Source organism: Sphingomonas sp. GC_Shp_5 (assembly GCF_026540855.1).
Classification (GTDB): domain Bacteria; phylum Pseudomonadota; class Alphaproteobacteria; order Sphingomonadales; family Sphingomonadaceae; genus Sphingomonas.
Map to the genome: position 1 here is coordinate 1 of NZ_JALNUP010000009.1, position 25,296 is coordinate 25,296.

The following is a 25,296-nucleotide window of genomic DNA, read 5'->3' on the forward strand; positions in this document are numbered from 1 at the left end:
AATGCCCGCCGGTGCTGCCTACCGCCGAGATCGTCTCGGCACGCAGCTCGTCGGCTAATTGGCGGAGCTGCTGCGACTCGAGGCGGCGGAGGTCGGCGGGCGTGTCGATGGTATCGAGCAACGGCGTGTCGGGAACATGGGCCATCGATCCAACCTACGCCTTCGCAGCGCTAGTGTCGATTGTTACGAATTCGCTTCAGCTGCAATTCGCACAGATACCACGCACTTCGATCACCGGGCGCACCGGTGAGAAGCCCGCGGCCTGGGCGGCGTTCCGCACGCCCTTGGTGATGATGTCATTGTCGAGATGCACCGTCTGCCCGCAGCTGTCGCAGACCAGGAAGATGCAATCGTGGAGGCAATCGGGGTGGGCGTTGACGATATAGGCATTGGCGCTTTCCACCCGCCGCGCCAGGTTCGCGGCGACGAACACATCGAGGATGCGATAGACGCTGTTCGCGGCGACTCGGCGCCCCTCGTGGCGCGACACCGCCTCGGCGATGTCATAGGCGCTCGCCGGCTTCTCGAACGCCGCGAGCGCACCGAATACGCTAGCGCGCATCTGGGTCCATTGCTCGCCGGCGCGCTCCAGCGTCGCCTGTGCCGCGCGGGTGAGATCGTCGCCTTGCGGCTCGTAATGATGATGGTGAGCATGCGCGGCCATGCCGTAAATCTAGGGCGTCGCACCCGTCGCGGCAAGCCGATCAGCCACCGGCCCTGCGTCGTGCCCGCCAGGCCTTGGCCTCGTCATAGGTGGTTTCCACCCACCCCTGGCGTGGCGCGGCCTCGATCGCCGCGAGGCCGACCGCGTACATCCGGTTGCGGCACAGCACCTTGCTCCAGAACACCATCTTGTCCCAGCGCTGGCGATCGCGTGCGTAGTCGATCATCGCGGTGATCGCCGCGAGATCACCGGCACCGTAGCGCCGGCGCATCGCCGTCGACATGATCCGAATTCGATGGCCCACGTGGTCCGTTCACCTTCCGGAGACTATGCCGTTAAGGGCTGATCTAGATCATGCCGGCGATTGAAACCATTCTCGCCGCCGTTAACCAAGCGAGCGCAGCGGTCCGGAACGGCCATCTACGGCTTGGCGCGCCCGACGCGCTGGAGTACCTGCGCGGGATGCTCCAGCCCAGCGCCGCCTTCCTGTCACCCGCGCGTCCGCGTGCGATCGCCACCTGGCTGTTCCTGATGGCCGGGCTGATCGTGGCGATGGTGGTGATCGGCGGGATTACCCGCCTCACCGAATCGGGCCTGTCGATCACCGAGTGGAAGCCGATCAGCGGGATCATTCCGCCGCTCAACGATGCGCAATGGCAGGCGGAGTTCGCCAATTACCGCCGCATCCCCGAATATGCCGCGTTCAACCAGGGCATGACCCTGGCGGGGTTCAAGGCGATCTTCTTCTGGGAATATCTCCATCGCCTCGTCGGCCGCGCGATCGGGCTCGCCTTTGCGCTGCCGCTGATCTGGTTCGCGGTGCGTAAGCGCATCCCCGCCGGCTATGGCTGGCGATTGTGTGCGCTGCTCGCGCTCGGCGGGCTGCAGGGCGCGATCGGTTGGTGGATGGTCGCGTCGGGCCTGTCGGTGCGCACTGACGTCAGCCACATCCGCCTCGCCGTCCACCTGCTCACCGCGCTGACCATCCTTGCCGGCATGGTGTGGACCGCGCTCGACCTGCTCGCGCTGGCGCGCGATCCGCTGGCTGTCCCGGCCCGGCCTGCCCCGGTCGCGGTGATCGCGCTGGCGCTGCTGGTGGTGCAATTGCTCTATGGCGCCTTCACCGCCGGGCTCGATGCCGGCTATGCCTTTGCAAGCTGGCCGTTGATGGGCGACACGCTGTTCCCGGCGGGCACGCCGATGGTCGACCCGGCATGGCGCAACGCCATCGACAATCCGGTGGTGGTGCAATTCATCCACCGCTGGTGGGCGATGGTCACCGCGGCCGGCCTCACCTGGCTGGCGGTGCGCGCCACCGCCTGCCGGTCGCGCGCCGGCTTCGTCGTTGTCGCGCTGGTGACGCTGCAGATCATCCTCGGCATCGCGACGCTGATGACCGGGGTGAACATCCATGTCGCGGTGGCGCACCAGGCCAATGCGGCATTGCTGCTGATCGCGACGGTGGTCGCCGCTCACGCGGTGAGCCGCGGCACCGCCGCGTCGCCGCGCCCGGAATAGCTAAGGTATCATTTTACCCGTCAGCAAAGCCGCGCTTTGCTTGACTTTTCCGGGCCCTTCCATCACTAGCCGCCTCAATCGCGCTGCCTGTCATCGGGCGGCGCGCTGCATTTTGAACGCGAAAGGTCTGCCATGAAGGCGCTGATGAAGACCACCAAGTCGGTGAAGCCGGCTGAGGTGGAGAAGAAGTGGCATATTGTCGATGCCGAGGATCTGGTAGTTGGTCGCGCTGCGTCGATCATCGCCAACGTGCTCCGCGGCAAGCACAAGACGAGCTTCACCCCGCACGTCGATTGCGGTGACAATGTCATCGTCATCAATGCCGACAAGATCCGCTTCACCAGCAACAAGGCTGAGAAGAAGATCTATTACAAGCACACCGGCTATGCCGGCGGCATCAAGGGCATCACCGCTGCCAAGGTGCTGGAAGGCCGCTTCCCCGAGCGCGTGCTCGAGAAGGCCGTCGAGCGCATGATCCCGCGCGGGCCGCTGGGTCGCGAGCAGATGCGCAACCTGCGCATCTTCAAGGGCACTGAGCATCCGCACGAAGCCCAGAACCCCGAGGTCCTCGATATCGCGGGCATGAACCGCAAGAACAAGGTGGGCGCATAATGACCGACAACCGCCAGTCCCTCGCCGATCTCGCGAACCTGACGAACCAGCCGGCGCCGGCTGCTGCGCCGACCGCCAATGTCGACACCGCCGATGCCAAGGCCGAGGATTACATGGCCGGCCGCATCGAGGAGCCCGCCGCGCCGACGATGCCGCTGCGCGAGCAGGAGCTCGACAAGCTGGGCCGCGCCTATGCGACCGGTCGCCGCAAGGATGCCGTCGCCCGCGTCTGGCTCAAGCCCGGCTCGGGCAAGATCACGATCAACGGTCGTGACCAGGAGGTCTATTTCGCGCGGCCGACGCTGCGTCTCGTCATCAACCAGGTGTTCGGCATCACCGAGCGCGACGGCCAGTATGACGTGATCTGCACCGTCAAGGGCGGCGGGCTCTCGGGCCAGGCCGGCGCGGTCAAGCACGGCATCAGCCAGGCGCTGACCAAGTACGAGCCGATCCTGCGCGCGCCCGTCAAGGCCGCCGGCTTCCTCACCCGTGACAGCCGCACCGTCGAGCGCAAGAAGTACGGCCGCGCCAAGGCACGCCGCAGCTTCCAGTTCTCGAAGCGCTAAGCTCTTCGGTCAATTGTGCGTATCGAGGGGGCGGTCCGGCAACGGGCCGCCCCTTTCGTATGCGCCGCGCTCAACCGCCCCGCTGCGCCAGCGGGTAAAGCCGGCGAAAGCGGTGCTGCCGCTCCGCCATCGCCGCCGCAAGCGACGCGTCGGGCTCGACCGATGCCGTCACGGCGGGGGCGACCGACAAGCCGGCGACATCGCTATCGCCCGCCGCCACCCGCCCCAGCCGCGCCGCACCCAATGCTGGCCCGACGGTGCCGCCCGCGCGCCAGATCAGCGGCCGGTCGAGCGCGGCGGCGATGATCCGTCCCCAGCTGGTCGAGCGCGCACCGCCGCCCGCCATCGCCAGCGGGCCGATCTCGACGCCGGCGGAGGTCAGCGCATCCAGGCCGTCGCGCAACCCCATGGCGACGCCTTCCATCGCCGCCTGGGCGATCTCGGCCGGCCCGGTATCGCCGGTCATGCCGGCCAAGGCCGCGGTCGCGCCCGGATCCGCGTGCGGCGTCCGCTCGCCCGACAGATAGGGCAGGAACACCGGCACACCGCGCCGGTCCGCCGTGGCGGCGAGATCGAGCAGGCTGCCGACGTCGGCGAGGCCGAGCAGCCGGGTCGCCCAGTCGAGCGCCGAGGCGGCGCTGAGCATCACCGACATGCGATGCCAGCGCTCCGGCACGGCATGGGCAAAGGCGTGCACCGCGCGGTCGGGCGCCGGCCGGAAGCCGTCCGTCACCACAAAGATCACCCCCGAAGTACCGAGCGACAGGAACGCGTCGCCTGGATCGGTGACGCCGAGGCCGACTGCACCGGCGGCATTGTCGCCGCCACCGCCGGCGACCGGCACCCGTGCCATGCCCCAGGCGGTCGCCACCTCGGCGCGCAACGCGGCGGAGGCGGCGCTGCCCTCACCCAGCCCCGGCATCATCGCCTCGTCGAGGCCGCACGCCGCCAGCATCGCGCCCGACCAGCGCCGCGCGCCGACATCGAGCCACAAGGTGCCGCTGGCGTCCGACATGTCGGACCAGCACGAGCCGGTCATCAGCAGCCGCAGATAGTCCTTGGGCAGCAGCACGCGCCTAGTCGCTGCGAAGACCGCCGGCTCCTGCTCGCGAACCCACAATAATTTGGGCGCGGTGAACCCGGCCAATACCGGATTGCCGGTGATCGCAGCGACCCGCGGCTCGATCCGCTCGAGCTCGGCGCATTGCGGCTGGGCGCGACCGTCGTTCCACAGGATCGCCGGGCGGAGCACCGCGTCGGCGGTATCGAGCAGCACCGCGCCGTGCATCTGCCCGGACAGGCCGATGCCGCGCACCTGCCGGCGCAGCGCCGGATCGATCTGCAACACCGCCGCATCGACCGCGCGCCACCAATCGGCCGGGTCCTGCTCCGACCACATCGGCTGCGGCCGCGACACCGTGAGCGGGGCGCTCGCCTGGGCGATCACCGCGTCGACGCTATCGGTCACCACCACCTTCACCCCCGACGTGCCGAGATCGATGCCGAGATACATGAGCGCGGTTCCTTCGCAGGCAGGCGTGGTTTTGGGGCTTGAACCACAACCCGCCATCGGGCGTAAGGGTGCCGACATCACTGAAAGGCGTTCCTTGGCGACGATCCCCACCCGCGAGCCGACCCTGCTCAACGCCGGCCTGATCGCCTGCATTGCCACCGCCGCGCTCGCCGGGCTGCTGTTCGGCTTCGACACGGCGGTGATCTCCGGTGTCACCGAGGCGCTCACCCGAGAATATGCGCTGACGCCGGCATGGCTCGGGATCACCGTCTCGGCCGCCTTGTGGGGCACGCTCGCGGGCGCGCTGTTCGCCGGCATTCCCGGTGATCGCTACGGCAGCCGCAACACCCTGCGCATCCTCGCTTTGTTCTACGTCGTCGGCGGGATCGGCTGCGCATTCGCGTGGGACTGGGGCTCGCTGGTGTTCTTCCGGGTCATCGCCGGGCTCGCAGTCGGTGGCTCGTCGGTGCTGGCACCGGTCTATATCTCGGAGATCTCGCCGCCGGCGCGGCGCGGGCAGCTGGTCGCCGCCTTCCAGTTCATGGTCATCTTCGGCATCTTACTCGCCTACGTTTCCAACGCGATCATCGCCGCGGTCGAGCCTGGCGAGATCGCCTGGCGCTGGAAGCTCGGCATCGCCGCGGTGCCGGCGCTGGTTTTCCTCGGCCTGTTGTTCCGCATTCCCAATTCGCCGCGCTGGTTGATCATGCGCGGCCAGGAGGCCGAGGCGCGCCAGTCGCTCGGCCGGATCGGCATGGACGGCGCGACGGTCGACGCCGAGATCGCCGACATCAACAGCGGTCTTGCCGAACAGCCGTCGGGCAGCGAGCGGCTGTCATGGCGCCGCCACCGCAAGCCGATCATGCTCGCGATGCTGGTCGCCGGGTTCAACCAGCTCTCCGGGATCAACGCCTTCCTCTATTATCTCAACGACATCTTCGGCCGCTCGTCGAGCGCGCTGTCGCCCGATGTGCAGGCGATCATCATCGGCATCGTCAACGGCGTCTTCACCTTCGTCGGCATGCTGCTGATCGATCGGCTCGGCCGGCGCACATTGCTGATGATCGGCAGCATCGGCATGGCCGCCTGCCTGTTCGTCGGCGGGCTGTCGCTGCTCGGCACCCTGCCGTCCTGGGTGCTGCTGCCGGCGCTGATCGGCTTCATCGCCTTCTTCGCGCCGAGCACCGGCGCAGTGATCTGGGTCTACATCTCGGAAGTGTTCCCCACCCAGGTGCGCTCGCGCGGCAGCGCGATCGGCGCGAGCACCCATTGGGGGCTCAACGCGATCATCGCCGCGGCCTTCCCGCCGATCGCCGCGATTTCGGCGGGCCTGCCCTTCATCTTCTTCGCGGTGATGATGGCGCTGCAGTTCGTCGTGGTCTGGGCCTATTTCCCCGAGACCAAGGGCGTGCCGCTGGAGAAGATGCGCGCGCAGCTCGGCCTCGGCGCTGACTGACAGGCGGTGTGATCAGAGCGTGACGATCCGGGTGGCGAGCCGCTCCGCCTCGCCCGGGTCGTGGGTCACCATCAGGATCGGCAGGCCGATCTCGTCGCGCACCCGCTCGATCGCGGCCATGATCTCCTCGCGGCGTGGCCGATCGAGCGACGACAGCGGCTCGTCGAGCAGCAGGAAGGCGGGATCGCTCAGCAGCGCCCGCCCGATCGCCACCCGCCGCGCCTCACCGCCAGACAGCGTCCGCGGCCAACGATCGAGCAGATGATCGATCCCCAGCATCGCCGTGGTCGCGTTCGGCAGGGCGAGGCCGGCGGCACCGTAGCGGAGATTGTCGCGCACCCGGCGATGCGGGAACAGCCGTGGGTCCTGAAACACATAGCCGACGCGGCGCTGCTCCACCGGCACGTCGATCCCGGCCTCGCTGTCGAACAGCACCCGCCCCGCGACCACCACCCGCCCGCGGTCCGGCCGCAGCAGCCCGGCAACCATGTTGAGCACGGTGGTCTTGCCGACGCCCGATGGCCCGAACAGCACCGTGAGCCCGGCGCCGGCATCCAGCCGTAGCGCCACCTCGGCATCGCCCAGCCGTTTGCCGACCACGACGTCAAAGGACATGAAAGCCCCGCGCGCTGCGCCGCGCCAGTAACTCGGAGGCGACCAGCGCCACCAGGCTGAGGACCACCGAGATCGCCGACAGCCGCCAGACCGTGGCGTCACCGCCGGGCTGCTGGAGCGCCGAATAGATGGCGAGCGGCAAGGTCTGGGTTTCGCCCGGTACGTTGGAGACAAAGGTGATCGTCGCGCCGAATTCACCGATCGACCGCGCGAAGCCCAGCACCACGCCGGCGAGCAACCCCGGCACGCTGAGCGGCAGCGTGATCGTCCAGAACACCCGCCACGGCCCCGCCCCCAAGGTCCGCGCCGCGCTCTCCAGCCGCCGGTCGACCGCCTCAATCGACAGCCGCATCGCCCGCACCATTAACGGCAGCGCCATCACCCCGGCGGCAATCGCGGCGCCCGTCCAGCGAAACAGCAGCGAGACGCCGAACCAGTGCTCGAGCGGCGCGCCGAGCGGTCCCGACGGCGCGAAGGCGAGCAGCAGCACCCAGCCGGTCACCACCGGGGGCACCACCAACGGCAGGTGGATCACGGCATCGACCAGCAACCGGCCCGGAAAGCGGACGCGGGCGAGCAACCAGGCGAGCGCAAAGGCGATCGGCAGCGTCACCAGCATCGCCACGCCGCCCACCTTGAGCGACAGCAGCACGATGCCCCATTCCTCGGGCGAGAGCATGCTCGCCGCTAGCGCGCAGTAAAGCCGTAGCGGCGGAAGATCGCCTTGGCCTCGCCGCCCAGCAGGAAGCGGCGAAACGCCTCGCCATCCGGGTTGGTCGACGCCTTCAGCCGCGCGATCGGATAGGTGATCGGCGGATGGCTGCTTTCGGGAAACACCCCGGCGATCCACACCGCGGGCGACGCCTTGGCGTCGGTGGCATAGACGATCCCGAGCGGCGCGGCGCCACGCTCGACCAGCGCGAGCGCGGCGCGGACGCTGTCGCCGCGTACCACCTTGGGGCTCACTTGTGGCCACACGCCAAGCTTCTCGAGCGCCGCCTGGCCATATTTGCCCGCCGGCACCGGCGTGTCCGCCATCGCCAGCGGCCCGGCGCCGAGCACCCGCGCCAGCGCGGCCGGCGGTCGCAGCGGGATACGCACCCCATTGTTCTTGGCGGCGATCACCACCAGCTGGTTGCCGAGGAAGGTCACCCGCGTGCTGGTGACGATCAGCTGCTTGACGGCGAGATCCTCCATCCATTCCTGGTCGGCCGAGACGAACAGATCGGCTGATGCCCCCGCTTCCACCTGGCGCGCCAGCGCCGACGAGGCGGCAAAGGAGATCACCGGTTTGGCATGCCCCTTGGCCGCCCAGGCGTCTGCCGCCGCGGTCATCGATTCCTTGAGGCTGGCGGCGGCGAGCACCAGCGGCGCGCGGCGCGCTGCCTGCGCCGTAGCCAGCGTCGGCAGCAGCATCGCCAAGATCCCGAATGCCCTGCCGAACCGTCTCACCACCTGTGCCTCCGTCTAGCTGTATCCGGCGGTATAGAGCGGCGGCCGACAAACGCTACCGGGTGCGTGCGGCAGGCTTAGCGCGACGCCTGTACCCTGCCCGTCCGCTGCAGCTTGCCCCAGCCGACCATCGGCCCGCGCACCGCTTGGGCGATCGCCTTCAGAACCACATAATACATCACCTGCCGGTAGCCGATCCGCTGCGGGATCAGCAGCCACAGCAGCCGCCACCTTTCGCGCCGCTCTAGCGCGAAGGCGATGGTCGCGGCGAGCAGGTCGATCGCGGTGAACACCAGCCAGTAGATCAACATGGTCTCGACATCATGGCTGGTCTGCGCCCAGCCATGCGCCTGCACCGCCAGCCAGGTCAGCGCGAAGCTGACCAGCAGCGCGAGATCGATGATCGGCGAGATCGCCGCCAGCACGATCTGGAACACGATCGCCTGCGGCAGGCCGACCCAGCCGAGCCCGCGCGGGTGGCTGCCGCCGATTGCGCTGCGATGCTTCCACAGGCATTGCAGCGTGCCGAACGCCCAGCGGAAGCGCTGCTTGGCGAGGCTTTTGAAGCTCTCCGGCGCCTCGGTCCAGGCGATCGCATATTGATCGTAATTGACCTTCCAGCCGGCGCGCTGGATCGCGATGGTCAGATCCTGGTCCTCGGCCAGCGTGTCGTCGGGATAGCCGCCGACCGAGCGGATCGCCGCCAGCCGCCACGCGCCGACCGCGCCAGGCACCACGGTGATCGCGTTGAGCCGGGCAAGTGCGCGACGCTCGAGATTCTGCGCGGTGATATATTCCAGCGCTTGCCATTTGGTGATCAGATTGACGCGGTTGCCGACCTTGGCGTTGCCCGCCATCGCGCCGAGCGCGGGATCGCTGAACCAGCGTGACAGCCGGGCGATGGTGGTCGGCTCGAACTGGGTATCGGCGTCGAGCGCGATCACCACCTCGCCACGCGCGAGCTCGAGCCCGCGGTTGAGGGCGCGTGCCTTGCCGCCATTCTCCAGCGTCAGCAGGCGGACGCGGTCGTCGCCGGCGAAGGCCTCGGCCACGACCTTGCTGGTCGCATCCTTGGAGCCGTCGTCGATCACGATCACCTCGATCTGCACCTCGGTGGAGGCGAGCACGCCGCGCACCGCGCGTTCGATCACGCGCTCCTCGTTAAATGCGGGGATCATCACCGTCACGAACCGCTCGGGATCGATCGCTGGGAACACCGTGCGTCCCTCGCGCCGCGCCTGGAGCAGCGCCAGCGCCGATAGCGCCAGCGCGCGCAGGATGCCGATCGAGATCGCGATGCCGAACAGCCAGTGCAGCGCCACCACCAGCCCACCGAGCGTGGTGAACAGGGCAAGGTCGGCACGCGCGGCGAGCTGGTCGCTGGCGGAGATCATCGGCATCGCGGCGTCGCGCGACAGGCCGGCGAGCGTCGACACCGGCACGAACGTATAGCCCATCGCCCGCAGGCGATCGATGATCACCGGCAGCGCCGCGACGGTCTGCGCGCGATTGCCGCCCGCGTCGTGGAGCAGCACGATGTTGGCGCTGCGCTCGGGCGAGCCGCTGGCAACGCCTGCGATCGTCCCGTCGATGATTGCCTGCACGCCCGGCCGCTTCCAGTCGCCCGGATCGACGTGAAGGCCGACCGAGATGTAACCACGCTGCTGCGCCTGGAGCGCGGGCACGATTTCGTCCGCGGTGGTCGGCTCGGCGTCACCGAAATAGGGCGCGCGGAACAGGCGCAGCGAGCGGCCGGTGAACGCCTGGAACAGGCGCTGGTTGGCGTTGAGCTCGAACCGCACCTGGCTCGGCGAGACGTTGGCGAGATTGGGATGGGTATAGGTGTGGCTGCCGATCTCATGGCCTTCCATCACCATCCGCTGCAACAGCGGGCGCTGGGTCAGCGCATTCTCGCCGATCATGAAGAAGGTGGCGGGCACATGCTCGCGCTTGAGGATGTCGAGGATCTGCGGCGTCCACTGCGGGTCGGGGCCGTCGTCGAAGGTCAGCGCGATCTGCCGCGGCCGATAGCCGGTGCGCTCGACCACATAGGATGACGGGAGCCGATCGAAGGCGACATCGCCGATCATCCCGCCCGGGCCGGCGATCGCGCGCCGCTCGCCGGTGACCGGCTCGCTGCCGATCTTGAGGATCTCGCCCGCGCCCTCGATGTCGACGTTGGTGCCGGCGGGAATGGCGTTGATCGCCGATGGCGGCGGCAGGGTGCGATGGTCGCGGCCGAAGATCTCCCAAATGCCGGGATCCTCCGAGCCGAGCCGCCACAGCGCGACGCTGCCGACGCCCGCGCGCTTGAGGAAGTTGATCTGGTTGTAGGCACTGGCGGCGTCGAGCAGCCACACTTGGTGGCGGGTGGCGCCTTCCTGATAGGCGAAGCTGGTGTTGCCGCTGACATGGTCGAACATCGGCATCGCGCCCGAATCCAGCGCCGCCTGCCACGCTTCCTCGACGTCGAGCGGGTCGCCGGTGCCGCCATGCCAGTCATAGGCATAGGAGCCCACCGCGACCACCAATTTGGCCGCGGGAATGCCCCGCGCGGCGCTCGCAACAGTGCGTTCGAACCAACGCTGCGAGGCGATCGGCCCCGCCTCCCCCCCCGTCTCATGCTCATCATACGCCATCAGGAAGATCTTGTCGGTCACGCGCGCATAGGCCGGCAGATCCCAATCGGGGTTGCCGACGGGAGCCGCGATCGCCACCACCCAGCCACGCGGCGCGAAGCGGCGCTGTGCCTCGCCCAGGAAGGTGCGGTAATTGACCTGAGCGTTGGCGGGCAGATCCTCGAAGTCAAAGAAGGCGCCGCCGGCGTGATTGGCGGCGAGCCACGACACCAGCCGGTCGAGCAGCGCGCCGCGCGCCCGCGGATCGGCGAGCAGCGAAGCGGTGCCGGCCCCGTCCCAGCCGCCGTTGATCGCATTTTGGATCATCGGGATGACGACGGGGCGGTGGATCGCGCGATTGATGATTGCCCGGCCCGCGGTGTCACGGAAGGCGGTGAGCCGATGCTGCGGCCCCGTCACCGATACCCAGCCGGGGATCAGCCAGTCGAGCTGGTTGATGTGGCGGGCGAGGCTGGCGTTGCTCGAATCATCCCATGGCGCGTGGAAGGCGATCGCCAGCGGCGGGTTGGCCGCGACATTGGTCTTGGTGACCCCGGCGCCGAACAGCTGGCGGGTGTAATAATCGAGCGAACGCCGGGTGCGGCTGAGAATGCCATGCGGCGCCGGGAGCTTGTGGAGCGCCGGGCGCTCAGGCTCGACCGGCAGCAGTGGCGCGCTCGGCACCGCGCCGATCGACACGGCAAATACTGCGAGCGACAGCACCAGCAACGCCACGAACGCGCCAACTCCCACCGAGAATCGCCGCCTGCGCCGGCCACTCGCATCGTAGAAGATAGGTCGCTGCGACATCGATTAACTCTCCCGGGCACCCAGCCCTGCCTCTGCACTTATGGCGCGGATAGCTCGGGATGATGAAAACATTGTCATGATCGCACAAGTCCTTGCGATCACGGGCGACCGGTAGCGGTGACATAGAGCCGAGGTCCTCCGCCGTGGATTGCTGATGGGATCAGCTGAGCGCGGGATGGTAGTCCACGTACTTGCGGCCGAACAGCGCCGGACCGGCCGCGAACTCAAGATGCATCGCCTCGGTCACGGTTTCCGGATGGGCCTTGCCCTGGATCCAGGTGTCGGCAGTCGGCGTGTCACCGCCGATCTGGATGCCGAGCGGCGCGACCAGCGAATGGAGCAGCATCTCGTCCGGGCAATCGCTGTAGCGGAAGAGCCCCCAGAACCATCGATTGTGCTCGAGGAAGGCAAGCATCTTCTCCACGGACTCGCGCTCGAACAGCCACCAGCAGCTGCCGCCATATAGCTTGATCCCGCGCAGCTTGTTCAGCGGCTGGTCCGGCAGCAGCGGGAATAGCCGGCGCAGGAATCGCCAGGCGATCGGGTTCTGCACGTCGTGCAGCCAGCGCCTGGTATAGCGTTGCAGCGGCTTATGGCTCACCGGCATGGCTATGCGCTCCATCAGATTGGCGGTGCCGACCGGCAAGGATGCGATCCGGGCACGGATCTGAGCGTCGGTTTTCACCGGATAGCATTGACCGCTCATCAGGTAGAAGTGCGTGGTCGCCGGGTTGCCCAGCGCGAAGCGCAGCAGCAGCATGGCAGCTTCAACCTGGGTCATTCCGCCCCAGTTCACCTGTACGCGGTCCTCGAGGAACAGCGCCTTGCCTCGCAAGGCGTCGAACGGCCGGATGTCCGCCTTGCGATCGATATGGACGTATGGCGCCCAAAGTTCACCGCTGAGCCGGTCGAGCAGCAGCGCCAGTTGCTCGGGGCGATGATAGGCGCGGATCAGGGCGGCGATCTTCATCGGGCGCTCCTCAGCATGGACAGCTTGGTTGGTCATGTCGCGAAACGCCGCGGCGGCGGCGCCACGCATGGTCGGCCACCCGCTTCAGTTCTCGCCATGTCGGGTGGCGCAGCACGACCAGCATCGCCAGCCACAGGCTACCGCCGGTCACGACTGACGCGGCGGCGGTCGGCACCGTCAGCGTCTCGCCGCCCCGGGTCAGGGCTACCACCGGCAAACAGGCCGCGAGCGTGCAGGCCGCGCTCCTTGCCTGGACGGCGAGCAGCGCCCGCAGCGAAAACCCGACGATCCGCTGGATCAGGCGGAGGTAGATGAAGAACCAGATGACGGCATAGACCAGCCGCGCGGCCGCGGCCGCCGCCAGCCCGAAACGGACCAGGCAGATGAGGCACAGCAACGCCACCGCGGTATCCACCAGGTTGCGCACCAGCAATGCCTTGAGGTGACCGCCGAGCAGCGGCACCTCGGTGTGCAGCGGCAGCGCGAAAAACAGGATCTCGCTCAGCGCCACCCAGCGCAGCGCCTGCGCGGCGGCTCCCCAGCCCGGCCCATAGACCAAGGTGACCAGGGGTTCCGCCAACAGTGATAGCAGCAGCATCGCCGGCCACATGACGCTGGCGTAGCAGGCGACCAGATCGAGATACGCATCGCGCAATGCGCGCTTCTCGCGGATCATCTGCGCAAAATGGCTGAAGAACACGGATGACATCCCGCCGTCGAGCAGCACGCGCAGCCCGTCGACCATCCCCGCCGCGCGGCCGAACAAGCCCACCGCATGCATGCCGAGCACGCTGCCGATGATCAGGTCCGGCGCGCGGGTGCCGATCGCGCCGCTCACCGCCAGCACCGTGGTGCCCGAGCCGAACGAGACCACCGGCCGCGCGCCCTTGAACGAGAGCGCGAAGCGGATGCGGCGCGGCCCGAGCAGTTCGGCGATGATCGCGCGGGCGCCCTGCTGCGCCAGGAAGCCCAGCGCCAGCGAGACCGGGCCATAACCCCAACAAGCAAAGAGTATCGACACCGCGCCATTGGCGCCAGCGGCGGCGAGGTTGATGATCGTCAGCGTCCGATAGTCGACCGCGCGCTGGAGCAGCGCGATCGGCGCGGTATTGAACGGCAGCAGCACGAAGGCGGCGGCGATCAGCAGCATGATCGGAATCAGCGCCGGATCGGCATAATACCGGGCCACCGGCCAGCTGAGACCGGCAATGACCGCGCAGATCGCCACCCCGACGCACAGGGTGATGGTGGTGCAGGTGCTGAGCATCTGGTCGGTGAGCGTGTCGCAGCGCACGAGATAGCGGCTGAGGCCGAAATCCTGCAGCGTCGAGACCATCGCCGCGGCGGCGAAGCCTACCGAGAAGGTGCCGAGCGCCGCGGGCGGCAGCAGATAGCGCGCGATCACGACGCTGACTGCGAAATTCACCGCGAACACGAGCCACTGCCCGGTCACCGACCATAAGGCGGCTTGCCGTACCCCCACGATCAGCCCGCGGCCGACGACAGATAGGCGCGCGACAAGCTGGCGGCGAGTTGCCCCGCTCCCCGGAACTGACCGTAGCGCAGCAGCCGCGCGATCGTCCGCAGCACGGGCTGTCGATCGCCGCCGTCGGCGACGTAACGCGTCAACAGCTTGGCGCCGCCCGAGGCAAGCGCGGGCAGCGAATAGAGCAGCTTGGGCGCGACCTGCGCGCGCACCCGCCGCGCGACATCGGGCGCCGCGAAGAGCGCGTCGAGCTCGTCGAGCTGATCGACATCGGGGAGCGCCTGCAGGGTCGCGGTTGGATCCGGGCGGCCCTGCCGGCGCGCCAGATAGGCCTCCCAGGCGATCGCCGCGCCGATCGCGACCTGGAGCAGGTGGCGCACCGTGATCTGATCGTGGTTCACCCGGTAGCGATGGAGGATGTCATCGACGCTGCACAGCTTGGTGACCTCGGAAAGGCGCAGCCACAGATCGTAATCCTCGCAATGCCGGTACAGCGCGCGATAACCCCCGACCCGCTCGAACGCGACCTTGCTGATCATCGCGCTCGGATGATTGATCAACGGTTGCGACTCCATGGCGGCGAGGAACTGCTCATAGGAGCGCGGATAGCGGTTGGTCAGACGGATGATGTTGCCGTGCACGTCTACATTGACCGTCTGGGCACCGATCACGCCATGGTCGCGGTGCGCATCCCAAAAGGCAAGCTGCCGCTCAAAGCGCTGCGGCAGGGATTCATCATCGCCATCCATCCGCGCGACCAGATCGCCACGCGCCAGCGCAAAGCCGCGGTTGAGGCTGGCGACGAGACCGCGATTATCCTGTTCAATCAAATTGATCCGGCGATCGGTCGCTGCCAGACGACGCAATATCTCGGTCGAGCCGTCCGTAGAGCCGTCATTGATAATGATAAACTCGAAGTTGCGATAGGTCTGCTTAAGAATGCTGGTAACGGCGCGGTCGACGAACGGCGCATCATTGTAGATACTCATCACCACCGACAGCCGCATCGCCCCGTGCCCCCAGCTTACCTGTCCGGTCTTGCGATCGACAAGTAATGTACTAGGAGCGGCTATTATTCTCGTGGTTTTAAGGGGCTGTACTTGCCAGCCCCATGGTAAATACTGGGCCCATTCTTATCCCGCGCTTTAAAGATCAACTCGCGGAGGGATCAGATCGCTCGCGAAGAGCGCCAGAGCGTAAGTCTTGGGGTGGGACCAGCCCAGGACGCCCGCATGTGCAACACGAACGGCAGCCGCTTGACTGCCGAGTGAGTGATTTACGCGATGATGATGTGCTTGGCTGGGGCGGCAGGATTCGAACCTGCGGATGGCGGCACCAAAAGCCGCTGCCTTACCACTTGGCGACGCCCCACCAGGGAGGCGGCCTTATAGCCGTGTCTGCGGGCGTGAAAAGCCCCGCCGATAAAGCTTTTCGGCTGCCCTCGTGCGGTCGTCAGCCGAGCCGCTGCAGCCAGCCGTGCGGGTCCGGCGCACGGCCGCGATGGATGGCGGTGAGCGCGTCGAGCATGCGCTGGGTGATCTGCCCGGTGCCGCCGCTGCCGATCGCGAACCGGCCCTCGGGGCTCGCCACCTCACCGATCGGGGTCACCACCGCGGCGGTGCCGCAGGCGAAGGCCTCAATCAGCCGGCCGCTCGCCGCATCGGTGCGCCATTGATCAATCGAATACAGCTCCTCGCGCACCGTCATCCCCTGGTCGCGGGCGATGCTGATGATCGAATCGCGGGTGATGCCGGGCAGGATCGTGCCGGTCAGCGGCGGGGTGAGCAGTGAGCCGTCGTCAAACACGAAGAACACGTTCATGCCGCCGAGTTCCTCCACCCAGCGGCGCTCGACCGCGTCAAGGAACACCACCTGATCGCAGCCCTGGCGGATCGCCTCGGACTGGGCGAGCAGGCTCGCGGCATAATTGCCGCCGCATTTCGCAGCGCCGGTGCCCCCCGGGGCGGCACGGGTATAATCCTGGCTGACCCAGATCGACACCGCGCGTGCGCCACCCTTCCAATAGGCGCCGACCGACGAGGCGATCACCATGTATAGATAGTCGGACGACGGCTTCACGCCGAGAAACGCCTCGCTCGCGAACATGAACGGGCGCAGGTACAGCGCGCCGCCATCAATCTCGGGGATCCAGTTCCGCTCGGTCTCGACCAGCAAGCGGCAGGATTCGAGGAACAGTTCCTCGGGAAGTTCCGGCATCGCCAGTCGGCGCGCCGAGCTCTGGAAGCGGCGGGCATTGGCATCGGCGCGGAACAGGGCAGTGCCGCCGTCGTCGAGGCGATAGGCTTTCAACCCTTCGAAGATCTCCTGCGCGTAATGAAGCACCGCGGTGGAGGGATCGACCGTGATCGGCGCGCGCGCGGTGACCTTGGCATCATGCCAGCCACTGCCGTCGCTGTAGCGGATCACCGCCATGTGATCGGTGAACACGCGACCGAAGCCGGGGTCCACCAGCCGGGCGCTGCGCTCGTTGGCGGCCACCGGCGTCGCGCAGGGCTCGAAGCGGAACGGCGACGTATCGGCAGCGGCGATCGGGGCAGTGGACATTGGTATCTCTCGGCAACAGGGCTTGCCGTCGCGTAGGACCGATGGCTAAACCGGTCAACATGGCTGCCACAGCACCTTCCGCTTCCGCCCAGTTTCTCCGCGAACCCGAACTTCGGCGCGGCATGGAGCTGCTTTATTTCGGCCACAGCCATCTCACCCGATCGGTCGACGAAGGTCTTGCCGCGCAAGGACTTGGCCGCGCCCACCATCGCGCGCTCTATTTCATCGCGCGAAAGCCGGACCTGACGGTGAGCGAACTGCTGTCGCTGCTCGCGATCACCAAACAATCGCTGGGCCGGGTGCTCAACGAGCTGACCGAGCGCGATCTGGTAGAAACCCGTCCCGGCGAGCGCGATCGCCGCCAGCGCTTGCTGCGGCTCACCGCGGCGGGTGCGCAGATGGAATCCGATCTATTCGAGGCGGTACGGGTCAAGATGTCCGCCGCTTATGCCAGCGCCGGCCAGGAGGCGGTGTCCGGCTATTGGGCGGTGCTGGAGGGCATGATCCCGGACTCCGACCGGGCACGGGTGCTGGGCCTGCGCTCCTGATCGATGCGCACCGGGCGGGTCGGCAAAGCTGAACGAACCAGTCGGCGATGCGACAATTGGTGACCATTTGTCACCGCGCTTGGGACGGGCCTGCGACAATCGACTCCTAGATAGGTGTCGACGCCGATGATGGCGTCGAAGCCTGAAGGAGTGACACGATGAGAAAGCTGATCCTGAGCGCGCTTGCCGCGACCCTGGTGGCGAGCCCCCTCGCCGTCTCTGCCGCGGAGGCCGCACCGCTGCAGCAGCGCCAGACGACGCTGGTGCGTGACGACGGCCGTGGCCATACGGTCGTCACCCAACGCACCGTCAGCCAGGCCCAGCATCGTGGCAACTGGCGCAAGGGCGAACGGTTCGACCGCCGCTATGCCAGCAACTATCGCCAGATCGATTACCGCCAGTATCGCGGGCGCCACCTCTACGCCCCGCCGCGCGGCTATCAGTGGGTTCAGTCGGGCAACGACGCGGTGCTGATCGCGGTAACCAGTGGTCTGATCGGGGCGGTGCTGAGCGGCGCGCTGCGCTGACCCCACACCACCTTGCGTTTACCGGCAAAATCGGTATGTGACCCTCAGCCGGGGCGGAAGCGACAGCTTTCCGCCCCTGTGCTGTTTTGCATTCAAGCCGCAATTCAGATGAAGACGACAGCCGGAGGGGCGTGGCGCATGGGGCGTCCGTCAGCGATCGGTCAACAAAGGAAGCAGCATGGCTCTTTACGAGCACGTGTTCCTTGCGCGCCAGGATCTGGCACAGGCGCAAGTGGACGCGCTGGCGGAAGCCGCCACCAAGATCGTGCAGGACAATGAAGGTCGCGTCGTTAAGACCGAGACCTGGGGCCTGCGCAGCCTGGCGTATCGCATCGCCAAGAACCGCAAGGCGCATTACGTCATGCTCGAGATCGAGGCACCCGGTGCCGTTATCGCCGAGCTGGAGCGCCAGACCCAGATCAACGAGGACATCATCCGCTACATGACCGTCAAGGTCGATGAGCTGGAAGAGGGCCCGACGGTGATGATGCGCAAGCAGGAGCGTGATCGCGAGCGTCGTGGCGACCGTGAAGGTGGCCGTGACGGCGCACCTCGTGGCGACCGCCCCGATCGTGGCCCCCGTCGTGACCGTGAAGAGGAGGCCGCATAATGGCTCGCCCGTTTTTCCGCCGCCGCAAGTCGTGCCCGTTCAGCGCCAAGGATGCGCCCCGGATCGACTATAAGGACGTCCGGCTGCTCCAGGGCTTCGTGTCCGAGCGTGGCAAGATCGTCCCGTCGCGCATCACCTCGGTGAGCGCCAAGAAGCAGCGCGAGCTCGCCCAAGCGATCAAGCGTGCGCGTCATCTGGGCCTGCTGCCCTACGTCGTTAAGTAAGGAGTCCGATACATGGACGTCATTCTGCTTGAGCGCGTCGAGAAACTCGGCGCCATCGGCGACGTGGTGAAGGTCAAGGACGGCTACGCCCGCAACTTCCTGCTCCCGAACAAGAAGGCGCTTCGTTCCAACGACGCCAACCGCAAGGTGTTCGAATCGAACCGCGCGCGGATTGAGGCCGACAACGCGACCCGTCGCGTCGACGCCGAGAAGGATGCCGGCAGCTTCAAGGACGCTACCGTCGTCCTGATCCGCCAGGCATCGAACACCGGCCAGCTGTACGGCTCGGTCGCGGTGCGCGATCTGGTCGAGGCGCTGGTCGCCGACGGCCACAAGGTGACCAAGAGCCAGGTGGTCCTCGACAAGCCGATCAAGTCGATCGGCCTGTACGAAGTCCGTGTGGCGCTGCACCCGGAGGTCCAGGTGACCGTCAAGGTCAACGTCGCGCGCTCGCCCGAAGAGGCCGAGATGCAGGCGTCGGGCGTCGATGTCATGGCCTCGATGTTCGAGCGTGACGAAGCCGGTTTCGTCGAGGATTACGATCCCAACGCCGAGCCCGGTGCGACCGCCGAGGTCCAGGCCAATGAGGAGCCGGCGCAGGGCTGACGCCCTCGCCGCTTCGGCCAACGAAAAGGGCCGCCCGGAGTTGATCTGGGCGGCCCTTTTCTTATGTTGGTTGTGATGGCTAGCCGATCACGGGCAGGTCACGCAGGCGCCGACGACCGCGGCAAGCGGGATGAGCGCGAGAATGACCGGAACGAGCTGCTTCATGGCGACCATACCTCAGAGGATTTGGTGCTGAAATGCCCCAGGCCGCAAAAGGTTGCGGGGAGATGAACGGCTCCGCTCAGGCTGTTTCACGCGGTGAGTGCTCCGGCTGCTCGATCGACGGGTGGCCGAGGAATGTCAGGATGTCCGTTGCCGCCCGATGCGCCGCACCGGGCGAGGTGTCGCCGAGCGATCGCGCCGTCAACTCGCGTTGCCGCTCGATGTACAGATGGTGCCGCGCCGGCGCATCACACACCGCCTGCATCAGTTCGTCGGGATCCTCGATCACGTCGCCCAGTTCCCAGAACCGGAAATGCGGATCGCGGCGCCAGTCGACCCGATGCGCGTTGAGGAACACGCAAGGCCGCGGGGTGGCGAGGAATTCATACACCTGGCTGCTGACGTCGCCGATATAGATCGCCGCGGCAGTGGTGTAGGTGTTGTCGACCGATCGATCGGACTCCGGATCGATCAGGATAGTCGGCGTGCTGCGCGCCCGCCACTGATCCCGCCGTCGTTCGGAGCGCCGACGGAACATCTTCACGTGCGGCGCGACGATCAGATTAAAATCGTCCTGCGCCGCGAAGGCACTCAGCATCGGTTCGATGAAGCGGTCCCAGGACTGCAGCCCGCGCACCTTGTGCGGGTTATAGAGCGCGATCGGCCGATCGTTGGCAAACAACGGCGTGCCGACGGCGGCGAGGCGGCGGCTGGTATCGAGCTTCGGATAGCCCGGCGCCGTTATATGCCCAGGCCTGGCAACACCCATGTCGAGGAAACGCCGCTTCATCTTCTCGCCCTGGACGATGATCAGGTCGAACCGGGCGCGTCGCGGCATCGACGGGACGTGACGATCGCCCGCGCCATGGACGATCAGCACCCGCGCCGGACGGGCCGAGCGCGGCCGATCGCCGAACAGGATCTCCGCCGTATCCTCGAGCGAGATCACCGCGTCGTGCTGGTCAAGCGCAGCCTCGTTGGCCCGCAACACCGCCTCCTTCGCCAAGCCGAACACCCGCAGCCGCTGCACGGCCTTCGTGATCGGGGTACGCGTCAGCCGCACATAGGTCACGGGCGGCGCGCCATAAGCGCAGCGAATCCGCTCGAGATGATGCGGCACGTTCTCGTCGTTATAGTAGAAGGTGACGGTGACGCCCGGGCGGCGCATCAGATCGAGCGCGATGGCGGCGCCATGATACACCTGGTAAGCTTCAGCAATGAAGAGAAACGCGAGATTCATCGCGGCGATATAGTTTTCCGGACGATGATCGGAAGAGGCGCGGACCGCGCACCCCGGTGATCGATGCAGCCCGCTGAACCCTCACTTGCGCCCGAACAGTTTCTCGATGTCGCCATGGGCGAGTTTTACCCAGGTCGGCCGCCCATGGTTGCACTGCCCTGAATGAGGCGTCACTTCCATCTCGCGCAGCAGCGCGTTCATCTCGGCGACCGACAAGATGCGCCCGGCACGCACCGAGCCATGGCAGGCCATCGTTCCGGCCACCGCGTCGAGCCGCTCCTTCAACGACAGCGCCTCGTCGAAGGCGGCGAGTTCATCGGCCAGATCAGTGACCAGCCCGGTCGGATCGGCCTGACCGAGTAGCGCCGGAGTCGAACGGACCAGCATCGCGCGCGGCCCGAACCGCTCTAGGTCAAGCCCGAATTCGGCAAGTTCCGCGGCCCGCGTCTCGAGCCGGTCGCAGGCAGGCTCGTCGAGTTCGACCACCTCGGGCAGCAGCAGCGCCTGCGCGGCGACGCGGCCGCCGGCGAGGCTCGCGCGCATCCGTTCCAGCACCAGCCGCTCATGCGCGGCATGCTGGTCGACCAGCACCAGGCCATCTTCCGCCTCGGCGACGATATAGGTCTTCGCGACCTGGCCACGGGCGACACCCAGCGGATGGGCGCCTGTTTCAGGCGGCGACGCCCAAGCCGGTTCGGCGCGCGCCTGCGGCGGCGGTGCGAAGAACGTCGGCCGGTGATCGGCAACCGCGCCATACTGCCGGTCGGCCAGCGCCAGCCGCTCCGCCCCGCCCTCGCCTGGCCAGCCACCGAACGGTGCCGGCCCAGGCGCCGGAGGCGCGGCGAAGGTCTCTGGCTGCCACATCGCCAATGCCGCGTCGCCGACGCGCTGAACGCTGCGATGGCCCGCCGCATCGAGCGCGCGGCGCAGCCCACTGACGATCAGGCCGCGGACGATGGTCGGATCGCGGAATCGCACCTCGGTCTTGGCCGGGTGGACGTTGACGTCGACCTGGTCGCTCGGCACGTCGAGGAACAGCGCCACCACCGCATGGCGGTCGCGGGGCAGCATCTCGGCATAGGCGCCGCGGATCGCGCCCATCAGCAGCCGGTCGCGCACTGGGCGGCCGTTGACGAACAGATATTGGTGATCGGCCACGCCACGATTGTAGGTGGGGATGCTCGCCACCCCGCCGAGCACCAGCCCCTCCCGCTCGAAATCGATGGTCACCGCATTGTCGGCGAGCGCGCGATCGGTGAGCGCGGCGACGCGCGCCGGCCGGTCCTCGGCCTGGGTCGCGGCGAGCGCGCGGCGGCCGTCATGCTCCACGGTGAAGGCGACGTCGGGCCGTGCCATCGCCAGCCGGCGGACGACGTCGAGGCAAGCGGCATATTCGGCGCGCGCCGAGCGCAGGAACTTGCGCCGCGCCGGCACCCGGGCGAACAATTGCTCGACCACCAGCCGCGTGCCTGGCGGCAGTGCCGCGGGGCCCTCGCGCACCAGCTCGCCATTGTCCACCGTCCGCGCCCAGCCCTCGGCGCCGCGGGTCCGGCTCTCGATCGTCAGCCGTGCGACGCTCGCGATCGAAGGCAGCGCCTCGCCGCGGAAGCCGAGCGTCGTCACCGCCTCGATCGCCTCGTCGGGAAGCTTGGAAGTGGCATGGCGTTCCAACGCCAGCGCCATCTCGTCGGGCGCCATCCCGCAGCCGTCGTCGGCGACCTCGATCCGCGCGAGACCGCCCTCGGCGAGCACCACCGCGATCCGCGTGGCACCGGCGTCGATGGCGTTCTCGACAAGTTCCTTCAACGCGCTGGCGGGCCTTTCCACCACTTCACCGGCAGCGATGCGGTTGACCAGATGTTCGGGGAGGCGGCGTATTGACACGGAGCAAGCTCTATCCCAAGCGACGGCCTCCCGCGACCCCGCAAATACGTGATGGACACCGTAGCCGCCACGGCTTGCGACGGCTGCCGGGACCGAGCACGAACCCGAGCCCCAACACGGAACCCTGCGCCCGATGGCTTTCCCCCGCTTCTTCAAATTCATGTCGCATGACATGGCGATCGATCTCGGCACGGCGAACACCGTGGTCTACGTCCGCGGCAGGGGAATCGTCCTCAACGAGCCGTCGGTGGTCGCAGTGGAAACGATCAACGGCGTCAAGCGCGTTAAGGCCGTCGGCGACGACGCCAAGCTGATGATGGGCAAGACCCCCGGCACGATCGAGGCGATCCGGCCGTTGCGCGACGGCGTGATCGCGGACATCGATGTCGCCGAGCAGATGATCAAGCACTTCATCCAGAAGGTCCACGGCCCGCGCCGCTTCGCGCGTTGGCCCGAGATCGTGATCTGCGTGCCGTCGGGCTCCACCAAGGTCGAACGTCGCGCGATCCGCGATGCCGCCTCCAATGCGGGCGCCAGCCAGGTGTTCCTGATCGAGGAGCCGATGGCCGCCGCGATCGGCGCCGACATGCCCGTCACCGAGCCGATCGGCTCGATGGTGGTCGATATCGGCGGCGGCACCACTGAGGTCGCAGTGCTCTCGCTGCGCGGTCTCGCCTATACCACGTCGGTGCGCGTCGGCGGCGACAAGATGGACGAGGCGATCGTCAGCTACGTGCGCCGCAACCACAATCTGCTGATCGGCGAGGCGACGGCCGAGCGGATCAAGAAGGAGGTCGGCATCGCCCGCCCGCCCGCCGATGGCATCGGCAAGACCATCCACATCAAGGGACGCGACCTCGTCAACGGCGTGCCCAAGGAAATCCAGATCAACCAGGGCCAGATCGCCGAGGCCCTGTCCGAGCCGGTCGCGACGATCGTCGAGGGCGTCCGCGTCGCGCTGGAAAATACCGCGCCCGAGCTCGCTGCCGATATCGTGGACCAGGGCATCGTTCTAACCGGTGGCGGCGCACTGCTCGAAGGGCTGGATGAGGTGCTGCGCGACGAAACTGGACTGCCGGTCACCGTGGCGGAGGATCCGCTGACCTGCGTCGCGCTCGGCACCGGGCGGGCGCTCGAGGATCCGATGTTCCGGGGCGTGCTGCAGAACGGGTAACGGAACGGGGAGGAGCGGCGGATGGCGCCTGCCCGCGATCGTCGCACCGGCTTTTCGCGGCGGCGGCAATATTCGGCGTTTCTCGGCTACGTGCTCGCGGTCGCGGGGGCGGTGGTGGGCGCGGTGCTGCTCGTAGCCTCCACGATCAACCCGCCGCTGTTCGCCAGCGCGCGGATGATGGTGGCGAGCATCACTGCGCCGGTCTCGAGCGTGCTCGACAGCGTGGTGGATGCGGCCGCGAGCGTGCCGCAGGGGATCGGCACCTACTTCCGTGTCCATAGCGAGAATGCCGATCTGCGCGCCGAGGTCGCCCGACATCGCGCGCTGCTGCTCAAGGCCCGCACCATCGCCTATGACAACCGCCGCCTGCGCGCGCTGCTGCGGGTGCGCGATCGTACCCCCGAGGCCCTGGTCACCGCACGGCTGGTCAGTTCCACTGCGTCGAGCGGCCGCCGCTTCGCGATCCTCAACGCCGGCCGCCTGCAGGGGGTGACCAGCGGTATGCCGGTGCGTGGACCCGATGGCCTCGTCGGTCGGATCCTCGAAGCCGGGCCGCTGGCGGCGCGGGTGCTGCTGATCAGCGACCCCGAAAGCCTGGTGCCGGTGCGCCGCACGCGTGACGGCCTTCCCGCGATCGCCGCCGGGCGTGGCGATGGGCAGGTGGACATCCGTTCGGTTAATGCCACCAATGTCCGTTTCGCGCCCGGCGACCTGTTCGTCACCTCGGGCACCGGCGGACTCTATCCGCCGGGCGTGCCAGTGGCGCAGGTTGGCACCGCGGGCTCGGACAGCGCCGTCGCCATCCCCTACGCCTCACCCGATTCGCTCGATTTCGCCATTGTTGAGCGACCGTTCATGCCGCTGCCCGCACCGGCGCCGCGCCCGACTGCGTCGCCGCCAGTGCCGGCGCCTGCGCCATGAGCCGCCCGCCGCTGGTTAATACGATCGATTACCGGCCGTTCGAGCAGGCCCTGCCGCCGGGCCGCGCCCGCGCGCTGCCCTGGGCGACGGTGCTCGGCGGCTCGCTCGTCACCTGCCTGCCGATCGTCGCCAGCCTGCCGCTACTGCCGCCGGTCGGCCTGCTGATGCTGCTTACCTGGCGATTGCTCGCGCGCTTCGCGTTGCGCCCATGGGCGGCGGCGCCGCTGGGGCTGTTCGACGATCTGGTGAGCGGCCAGCCGCTCGGCAGCGCGATGCTGCTCTGGTCGCTCTGCTTCATCATCATCGAACTGATCGAGCAGCGGCTGGTGTTCCGCGATTTCTGGCAGGACTGGCTGATTGCGGCCGGCTGCATTGCCTTGTGCCTTGAGGTCGGTCGCTGGATCGCACTTCCGTTCGGCGCGCGGGTGGACCCTGTGCTAGTGGCACAGATCATGATCACGGTGATGCTTTTCCCCCTCACCTGCCGCCTGGTCGCCTGGATCGATCGCAAGCGAGGCGCGCCCGCGTGAGACGAACCCCACGCATCGTGACCGA

At 67.6% G+C, this 25,296-nt stretch carries 26 protein-coding genes and 1 tRNA gene; 12 read left to right on the top strand and 15 right to left on the bottom strand.

Annotated elements, in window-relative coordinates:
• The 3 genes from OXR60_RS08770 to OXR60_RS08780 all read right to left on the bottom strand — a co-directional run.
• A partial coding sequence (locus OXR60_RS08770; protein ID WP_267395646.1) for a 1-deoxy-D-xylulose-5-phosphate synthase N-terminal domain-containing protein occupies positions 1 to 145 on the bottom strand: 145 nt, incomplete at its 3' end.
• A gap of 51 nt (positions 146 to 196) precedes the next feature.
• Positions 197 to 664: a transcriptional repressor gene (locus OXR60_RS08775; protein ID WP_267395499.1), complete on the bottom strand. Its 468-nt coding sequence runs from the start codon at positions 662 to 664 to the stop codon at positions 197 to 199.
• A gap of 40 nt (positions 665 to 704) precedes the next feature.
• Positions 705 to 947: a hypothetical protein gene (locus OXR60_RS08780; protein ID WP_267395500.1), complete on the bottom strand. Its 243-nt coding sequence runs from the start codon at positions 945 to 947 to the stop codon at positions 705 to 707.
• Between the two features lie 179 nt (positions 948 to 1,126).
• On the opposite strand from OXR60_RS08780, the gene OXR60_RS08785 reads away from it, so the two are divergent.
• The 3 genes from OXR60_RS08785 to rpsI all read left to right on the top strand — a co-directional run bounded on the left by OXR60_RS08785 (position 1,127) and on the right by rpsI (position 3,360).
• Complete coding sequence (locus tag OXR60_RS08785) at positions 1,127 to 2,182, top strand: COX15/CtaA family protein (protein WP_267395501.1); 1,056 nt, start codon at positions 1,127 to 1,129, stop codon at positions 2,180 to 2,182.
• 132 nt (positions 2,183 to 2,314) lie between these two features.
• Positions 2,315 to 2,794: a 50S ribosomal protein L13 gene (rplM, locus tag OXR60_RS08790; protein ID WP_267395502.1), complete on the top strand. Its 480-nt coding sequence runs from the start codon at positions 2,315 to 2,317 to the stop codon at positions 2,792 to 2,794.
• Positions 2,794 to 3,360, top strand: coding sequence for a 30S ribosomal protein S9 (rpsI, locus tag OXR60_RS08795; protein WP_267395503.1), 567 nt, complete (start codon positions 2,794 to 2,796; stop codon positions 3,358 to 3,360). Before rplM ends, rpsI begins: the two co-directional genes overlap by 1 nt.
• Positions 3,361 to 3,430: 70 nt before the next feature.
• On the opposite strand, the gene xylB is transcribed toward rpsI, so the two are convergent.
• Positions 3,431 to 4,873, bottom strand: a complete 1,443-nt coding sequence (gene xylB, locus OXR60_RS08800; protein ID WP_267395504.1) for a xylulokinase — start codon at positions 4,871 to 4,873, stop codon at positions 3,431 to 3,433.
• Between the two features lie 94 nt (positions 4,874 to 4,967).
• On the opposite strand from xylB, the gene OXR60_RS08805 reads away from it, so the two are divergent.
• Positions 4,968 to 6,329 (top strand): sugar porter family MFS transporter, encoded by a 1,362-nt coding sequence (locus OXR60_RS08805; RefSeq protein WP_267395505.1) that lies wholly within the window; start codon positions 4,968 to 4,970, stop codon positions 6,327 to 6,329.
• Between the two features lie 12 nt (positions 6,330 to 6,341).
• On the opposite strand, the gene OXR60_RS08810 is transcribed toward OXR60_RS08805, so the two are convergent.
• The 9 genes from OXR60_RS08810 to OXR60_RS08850 form a co-directional block, all read right to left on the bottom strand.
• Entirely contained in the window at positions 6,342 to 6,944 is a 603-nt protein-coding gene (locus tag OXR60_RS08810) for an ATP-binding cassette domain-containing protein (RefSeq protein ID WP_267395506.1), read from the bottom strand.
• A complete protein-coding gene (modB, locus tag OXR60_RS08815; RefSeq protein ID WP_267395507.1) occupies positions 6,934 to 7,623 on the bottom strand; it encodes a molybdate ABC transporter permease subunit in 690 nt (229 codons plus the stop codon). The genes OXR60_RS08810 and modB overlap by 11 nt, the downstream gene beginning before the upstream one ends.
• A gap of 8 nt (positions 7,624 to 7,631) precedes the next feature.
• Positions 7,632 to 8,360 carry a molybdate ABC transporter substrate-binding protein gene (gene modA / locus OXR60_RS08820; protein ID WP_267395647.1) on the bottom strand — a complete coding sequence of 243 codons (729 nt, stop codon included), beginning with the start codon at positions 8,358 to 8,360 and terminating at the stop codon, positions 7,632 to 7,634.
• 113 nt (positions 8,361 to 8,473) lie between these two features.
• Positions 8,474 to 11,824, bottom strand: coding sequence for a polysaccharide deacetylase family protein (locus OXR60_RS08825; RefSeq protein WP_267395508.1), 3,351 nt, complete (start codon positions 11,822 to 11,824; stop codon positions 8,474 to 8,476).
• A 160-nt stretch (positions 11,825 to 11,984) separates the two neighbouring features.
• Positions 11,985 to 12,794 carry a beta-1,6-N-acetylglucosaminyltransferase gene (locus OXR60_RS08830; protein ID WP_267395509.1) on the bottom strand — a complete coding sequence of 270 codons (810 nt, stop codon included), beginning with the start codon at positions 12,792 to 12,794 and terminating at the stop codon, positions 11,985 to 11,987.
• Positions 12,795 to 12,804: 10 nt separating this feature from the next.
• Positions 12,805 to 14,277 carry an oligosaccharide flippase family protein gene (locus OXR60_RS08835; protein ID WP_267395510.1) on the bottom strand — a complete coding sequence of 491 codons (1,473 nt, stop codon included), beginning with the start codon at positions 14,275 to 14,277 and terminating at the stop codon, positions 12,805 to 12,807.
• A gap of 2 nt (positions 14,278 to 14,279) precedes the next feature.
• On the bottom strand, positions 14,280 to 15,287 hold the full coding sequence (locus OXR60_RS08840; protein ID WP_346015415.1) for a glycosyltransferase: 1,008 nt from the start codon (positions 15,285 to 15,287) through the stop codon (positions 14,280 to 14,282).
• A gap of 289 nt (positions 15,288 to 15,576) precedes the next feature.
• Positions 15,577 to 15,651: transfer RNA gene (locus OXR60_RS08845), tRNA-Gln, on the bottom strand.
• Between the two features lie 81 nt (positions 15,652 to 15,732).
• Positions 15,733 to 16,845, bottom strand: a complete 1,113-nt coding sequence (locus tag OXR60_RS08850; RefSeq protein WP_267395512.1) for a branched-chain amino acid aminotransferase — start codon at positions 16,843 to 16,845, stop codon at positions 15,733 to 15,735.
• A 59-nt stretch (positions 16,846 to 16,904) separates the two neighbouring features.
• On the opposite strand from OXR60_RS08850, the gene OXR60_RS08855 reads away from it, so the two are divergent.
• From OXR60_RS08855 to rplI, 5 genes are all read left to right on the top strand, one after another.
• Positions 16,905 to 17,393: a helix-turn-helix domain-containing protein gene (locus OXR60_RS08855; protein WP_267395513.1), complete on the top strand. Its 489-nt coding sequence runs from the start codon at positions 16,905 to 16,907 to the stop codon at positions 17,391 to 17,393.
• Between the two features lie 158 nt (positions 17,394 to 17,551).
• Positions 17,552 to 17,920, top strand: coding sequence for an RcnB family protein (locus OXR60_RS08860; protein WP_267395514.1), 369 nt, complete (start codon positions 17,552 to 17,554; stop codon positions 17,918 to 17,920).
• 178 nt (positions 17,921 to 18,098) lie between these two features.
• Complete coding sequence (rpsF, locus tag OXR60_RS08865) at positions 18,099 to 18,530, top strand: 30S ribosomal protein S6 (RefSeq protein ID WP_267395515.1); 432 nt, start codon at positions 18,099 to 18,101, stop codon at positions 18,528 to 18,530.
• Complete coding sequence (gene rpsR / locus OXR60_RS08870; RefSeq protein WP_007403456.1) at positions 18,530 to 18,754, top strand: 30S ribosomal protein S18; 225 nt, start codon at positions 18,530 to 18,532, stop codon at positions 18,752 to 18,754. Before rpsF ends, rpsR begins: the two co-directional genes overlap by 1 nt.
• A gap of 12 nt (positions 18,755 to 18,766) precedes the next feature.
• Positions 18,767 to 19,360, top strand: a complete 594-nt coding sequence (rplI, locus tag OXR60_RS08875) for a 50S ribosomal protein L9 (RefSeq protein ID WP_267395516.1) — start codon at positions 18,767 to 18,769, stop codon at positions 19,358 to 19,360.
• A gap of 241 nt (positions 19,361 to 19,601) precedes the next feature.
• Here the strand turns inward: rplI and OXR60_RS08880 are convergent, their stop codons facing one another.
• Both OXR60_RS08880 and mutL read right to left on the bottom strand, forming a co-directional pair.
• Positions 19,602 to 20,762 carry a hypothetical protein gene (locus OXR60_RS08880; RefSeq protein WP_267395517.1) on the bottom strand — a complete coding sequence of 387 codons (1,161 nt, stop codon included), beginning with the start codon at positions 20,760 to 20,762 and terminating at the stop codon, positions 19,602 to 19,604.
• An 81-nt stretch (positions 20,763 to 20,843) separates the two neighbouring features.
• Positions 20,844 to 22,646 carry a DNA mismatch repair endonuclease MutL gene (gene mutL, locus OXR60_RS08885; RefSeq protein WP_267395518.1) on the bottom strand — a complete coding sequence of 601 codons (1,803 nt, stop codon included), beginning with the start codon at positions 22,644 to 22,646 and terminating at the stop codon, positions 20,844 to 20,846.
• A 133-nt stretch (positions 22,647 to 22,779) separates the two neighbouring features.
• Here mutL and OXR60_RS08890 point away from each other — a divergent pair, with 133 nt between their 5' ends.
• The 3 genes from OXR60_RS08890 to mreD are packed head-to-tail and all read left to right on the top strand — an operon-like array spanning position 22,780 to position 25,271.
• Positions 22,780 to 23,820, top strand: a complete 1,041-nt coding sequence (locus OXR60_RS08890; RefSeq protein ID WP_267395519.1) for a rod shape-determining protein — start codon at positions 22,780 to 22,782, stop codon at positions 23,818 to 23,820.
• A 21-nt stretch (positions 23,821 to 23,841) separates the two neighbouring features.
• Positions 23,842 to 24,741 (top strand): rod shape-determining protein MreC, encoded by a 900-nt coding sequence (mreC, locus tag OXR60_RS08895; RefSeq protein WP_267395520.1) that lies wholly within the window; start codon positions 23,842 to 23,844, stop codon positions 24,739 to 24,741.
• Complete coding sequence (gene mreD, locus OXR60_RS08900) at positions 24,738 to 25,271, top strand: rod shape-determining protein MreD (RefSeq protein WP_267395521.1); 534 nt, start codon at positions 24,738 to 24,740, stop codon at positions 25,269 to 25,271. Before mreC ends, mreD begins: the two co-directional genes overlap by 4 nt.
• Positions 25,272 to 25,296: the final 25 nt, after the last annotated feature.

What these genes read in the sequence shown, in the direction of transcription:
- OXR60_RS08775 (WP_267395499.1), bottom strand. Translation starts at nt 664, where the DNA reads ATGGCCGCGCATGCTCACCATCATCATTACGAGCCGCAAGGCGACGAT.
- OXR60_RS08780 (WP_267395500.1), bottom strand. Translation starts at nt 947, where the DNA reads ATGTCGACGGCGATGCGCCGGCGCTACGGTGCCGGTGATCTCGCGGCG.
- OXR60_RS08785 (WP_267395501.1), top strand. Translation starts at nt 1,127, where the DNA reads ATGCTCCAGCCCAGCGCCGCCTTCCTGTCACCCGCGCGTCCGCGTGCG.
- rplM (WP_267395502.1), top strand. Translation starts at nt 2,315, where the DNA reads ATGAAGGCGCTGATGAAGACCACCAAGTCGGTGAAGCCGGCTGAGGTG.
- rpsI (WP_267395503.1), top strand. Translation starts at nt 2,794, where the DNA reads ATGACCGACAACCGCCAGTCCCTCGCCGATCTCGCGAACCTGACGAAC.
- xylB (WP_267395504.1), bottom strand. Translation starts at nt 4,873, where the DNA reads ATGTATCTCGGCATCGATCTCGGCACGTCGGGGGTGAAGGTGGTGGTG.
- OXR60_RS08810 (WP_267395506.1), bottom strand. Translation starts at nt 6,944, where the DNA reads ATGTCCTTTGACGTCGTGGTCGGCAAACGGCTGGGCGATGCCGAGGTG.
- modB (WP_267395507.1), bottom strand. Translation starts at nt 7,623, where the DNA reads ATGCTCTCGCCCGAGGAATGGGGCATCGTGCTGCTGTCGCTCAAGGTG.
- modA (WP_267395647.1), bottom strand. Translation starts at nt 8,360, where the DNA reads ATGCTGCTGCCGACGCTGGCTACGGCGCAGGCAGCGCGCCGCGCGCCG.
- OXR60_RS08825 (WP_267395508.1), bottom strand. Translation starts at nt 11,824, where the DNA reads ATGTCGCAGCGACCTATCTTCTACGATGCGAGTGGCCGGCGCAGGCGG.
- OXR60_RS08830 (WP_267395509.1), bottom strand. Translation starts at nt 12,794, where the DNA reads ATGAAGATCGCCGCCCTGATCCGCGCCTATCATCGCCCCGAGCAACTG.
- OXR60_RS08840 (WP_346015415.1), bottom strand. Translation starts at nt 15,287, where the DNA reads ATGCGGCTGTCGGTGGTGATGAGTATCTACAATGATGCGCCGTTCGTC.
- OXR60_RS08850 (WP_267395512.1), bottom strand. Translation starts at nt 16,845, where the DNA reads ATGTCCACTGCCCCGATCGCCGCTGCCGATACGTCGCCGTTCCGCTTC.
- OXR60_RS08855 (WP_267395513.1), top strand. Translation starts at nt 16,905, where the DNA reads ATGGCTGCCACAGCACCTTCCGCTTCCGCCCAGTTTCTCCGCGAACCC.
- OXR60_RS08860 (WP_267395514.1), top strand. Translation starts at nt 17,552, where the DNA reads ATGAGAAAGCTGATCCTGAGCGCGCTTGCCGCGACCCTGGTGGCGAGC.
- rpsF (WP_267395515.1), top strand. Translation starts at nt 18,099, where the DNA reads ATGGCTCTTTACGAGCACGTGTTCCTTGCGCGCCAGGATCTGGCACAG.
- rpsR (WP_007403456.1), top strand. Translation starts at nt 18,530, where the DNA reads ATGGCTCGCCCGTTTTTCCGCCGCCGCAAGTCGTGCCCGTTCAGCGCC.
- rplI (WP_267395516.1), top strand. Translation starts at nt 18,767, where the DNA reads ATGGACGTCATTCTGCTTGAGCGCGTCGAGAAACTCGGCGCCATCGGC.
- OXR60_RS08880 (WP_267395517.1), bottom strand. Translation starts at nt 20,762, where the DNA reads ATGAATCTCGCGTTTCTCTTCATTGCTGAAGCTTACCAGGTGTATCAT.
- OXR60_RS08890 (WP_267395519.1), top strand. Translation starts at nt 22,780, where the DNA reads ATGGCTTTCCCCCGCTTCTTCAAATTCATGTCGCATGACATGGCGATC.
- mreC (WP_267395520.1), top strand. Translation starts at nt 23,842, where the DNA reads ATGGCGCCTGCCCGCGATCGTCGCACCGGCTTTTCGCGGCGGCGGCAA.
- mreD (WP_267395521.1), top strand. Translation starts at nt 24,738, where the DNA reads ATGAGCCGCCCGCCGCTGGTTAATACGATCGATTACCGGCCGTTCGAG.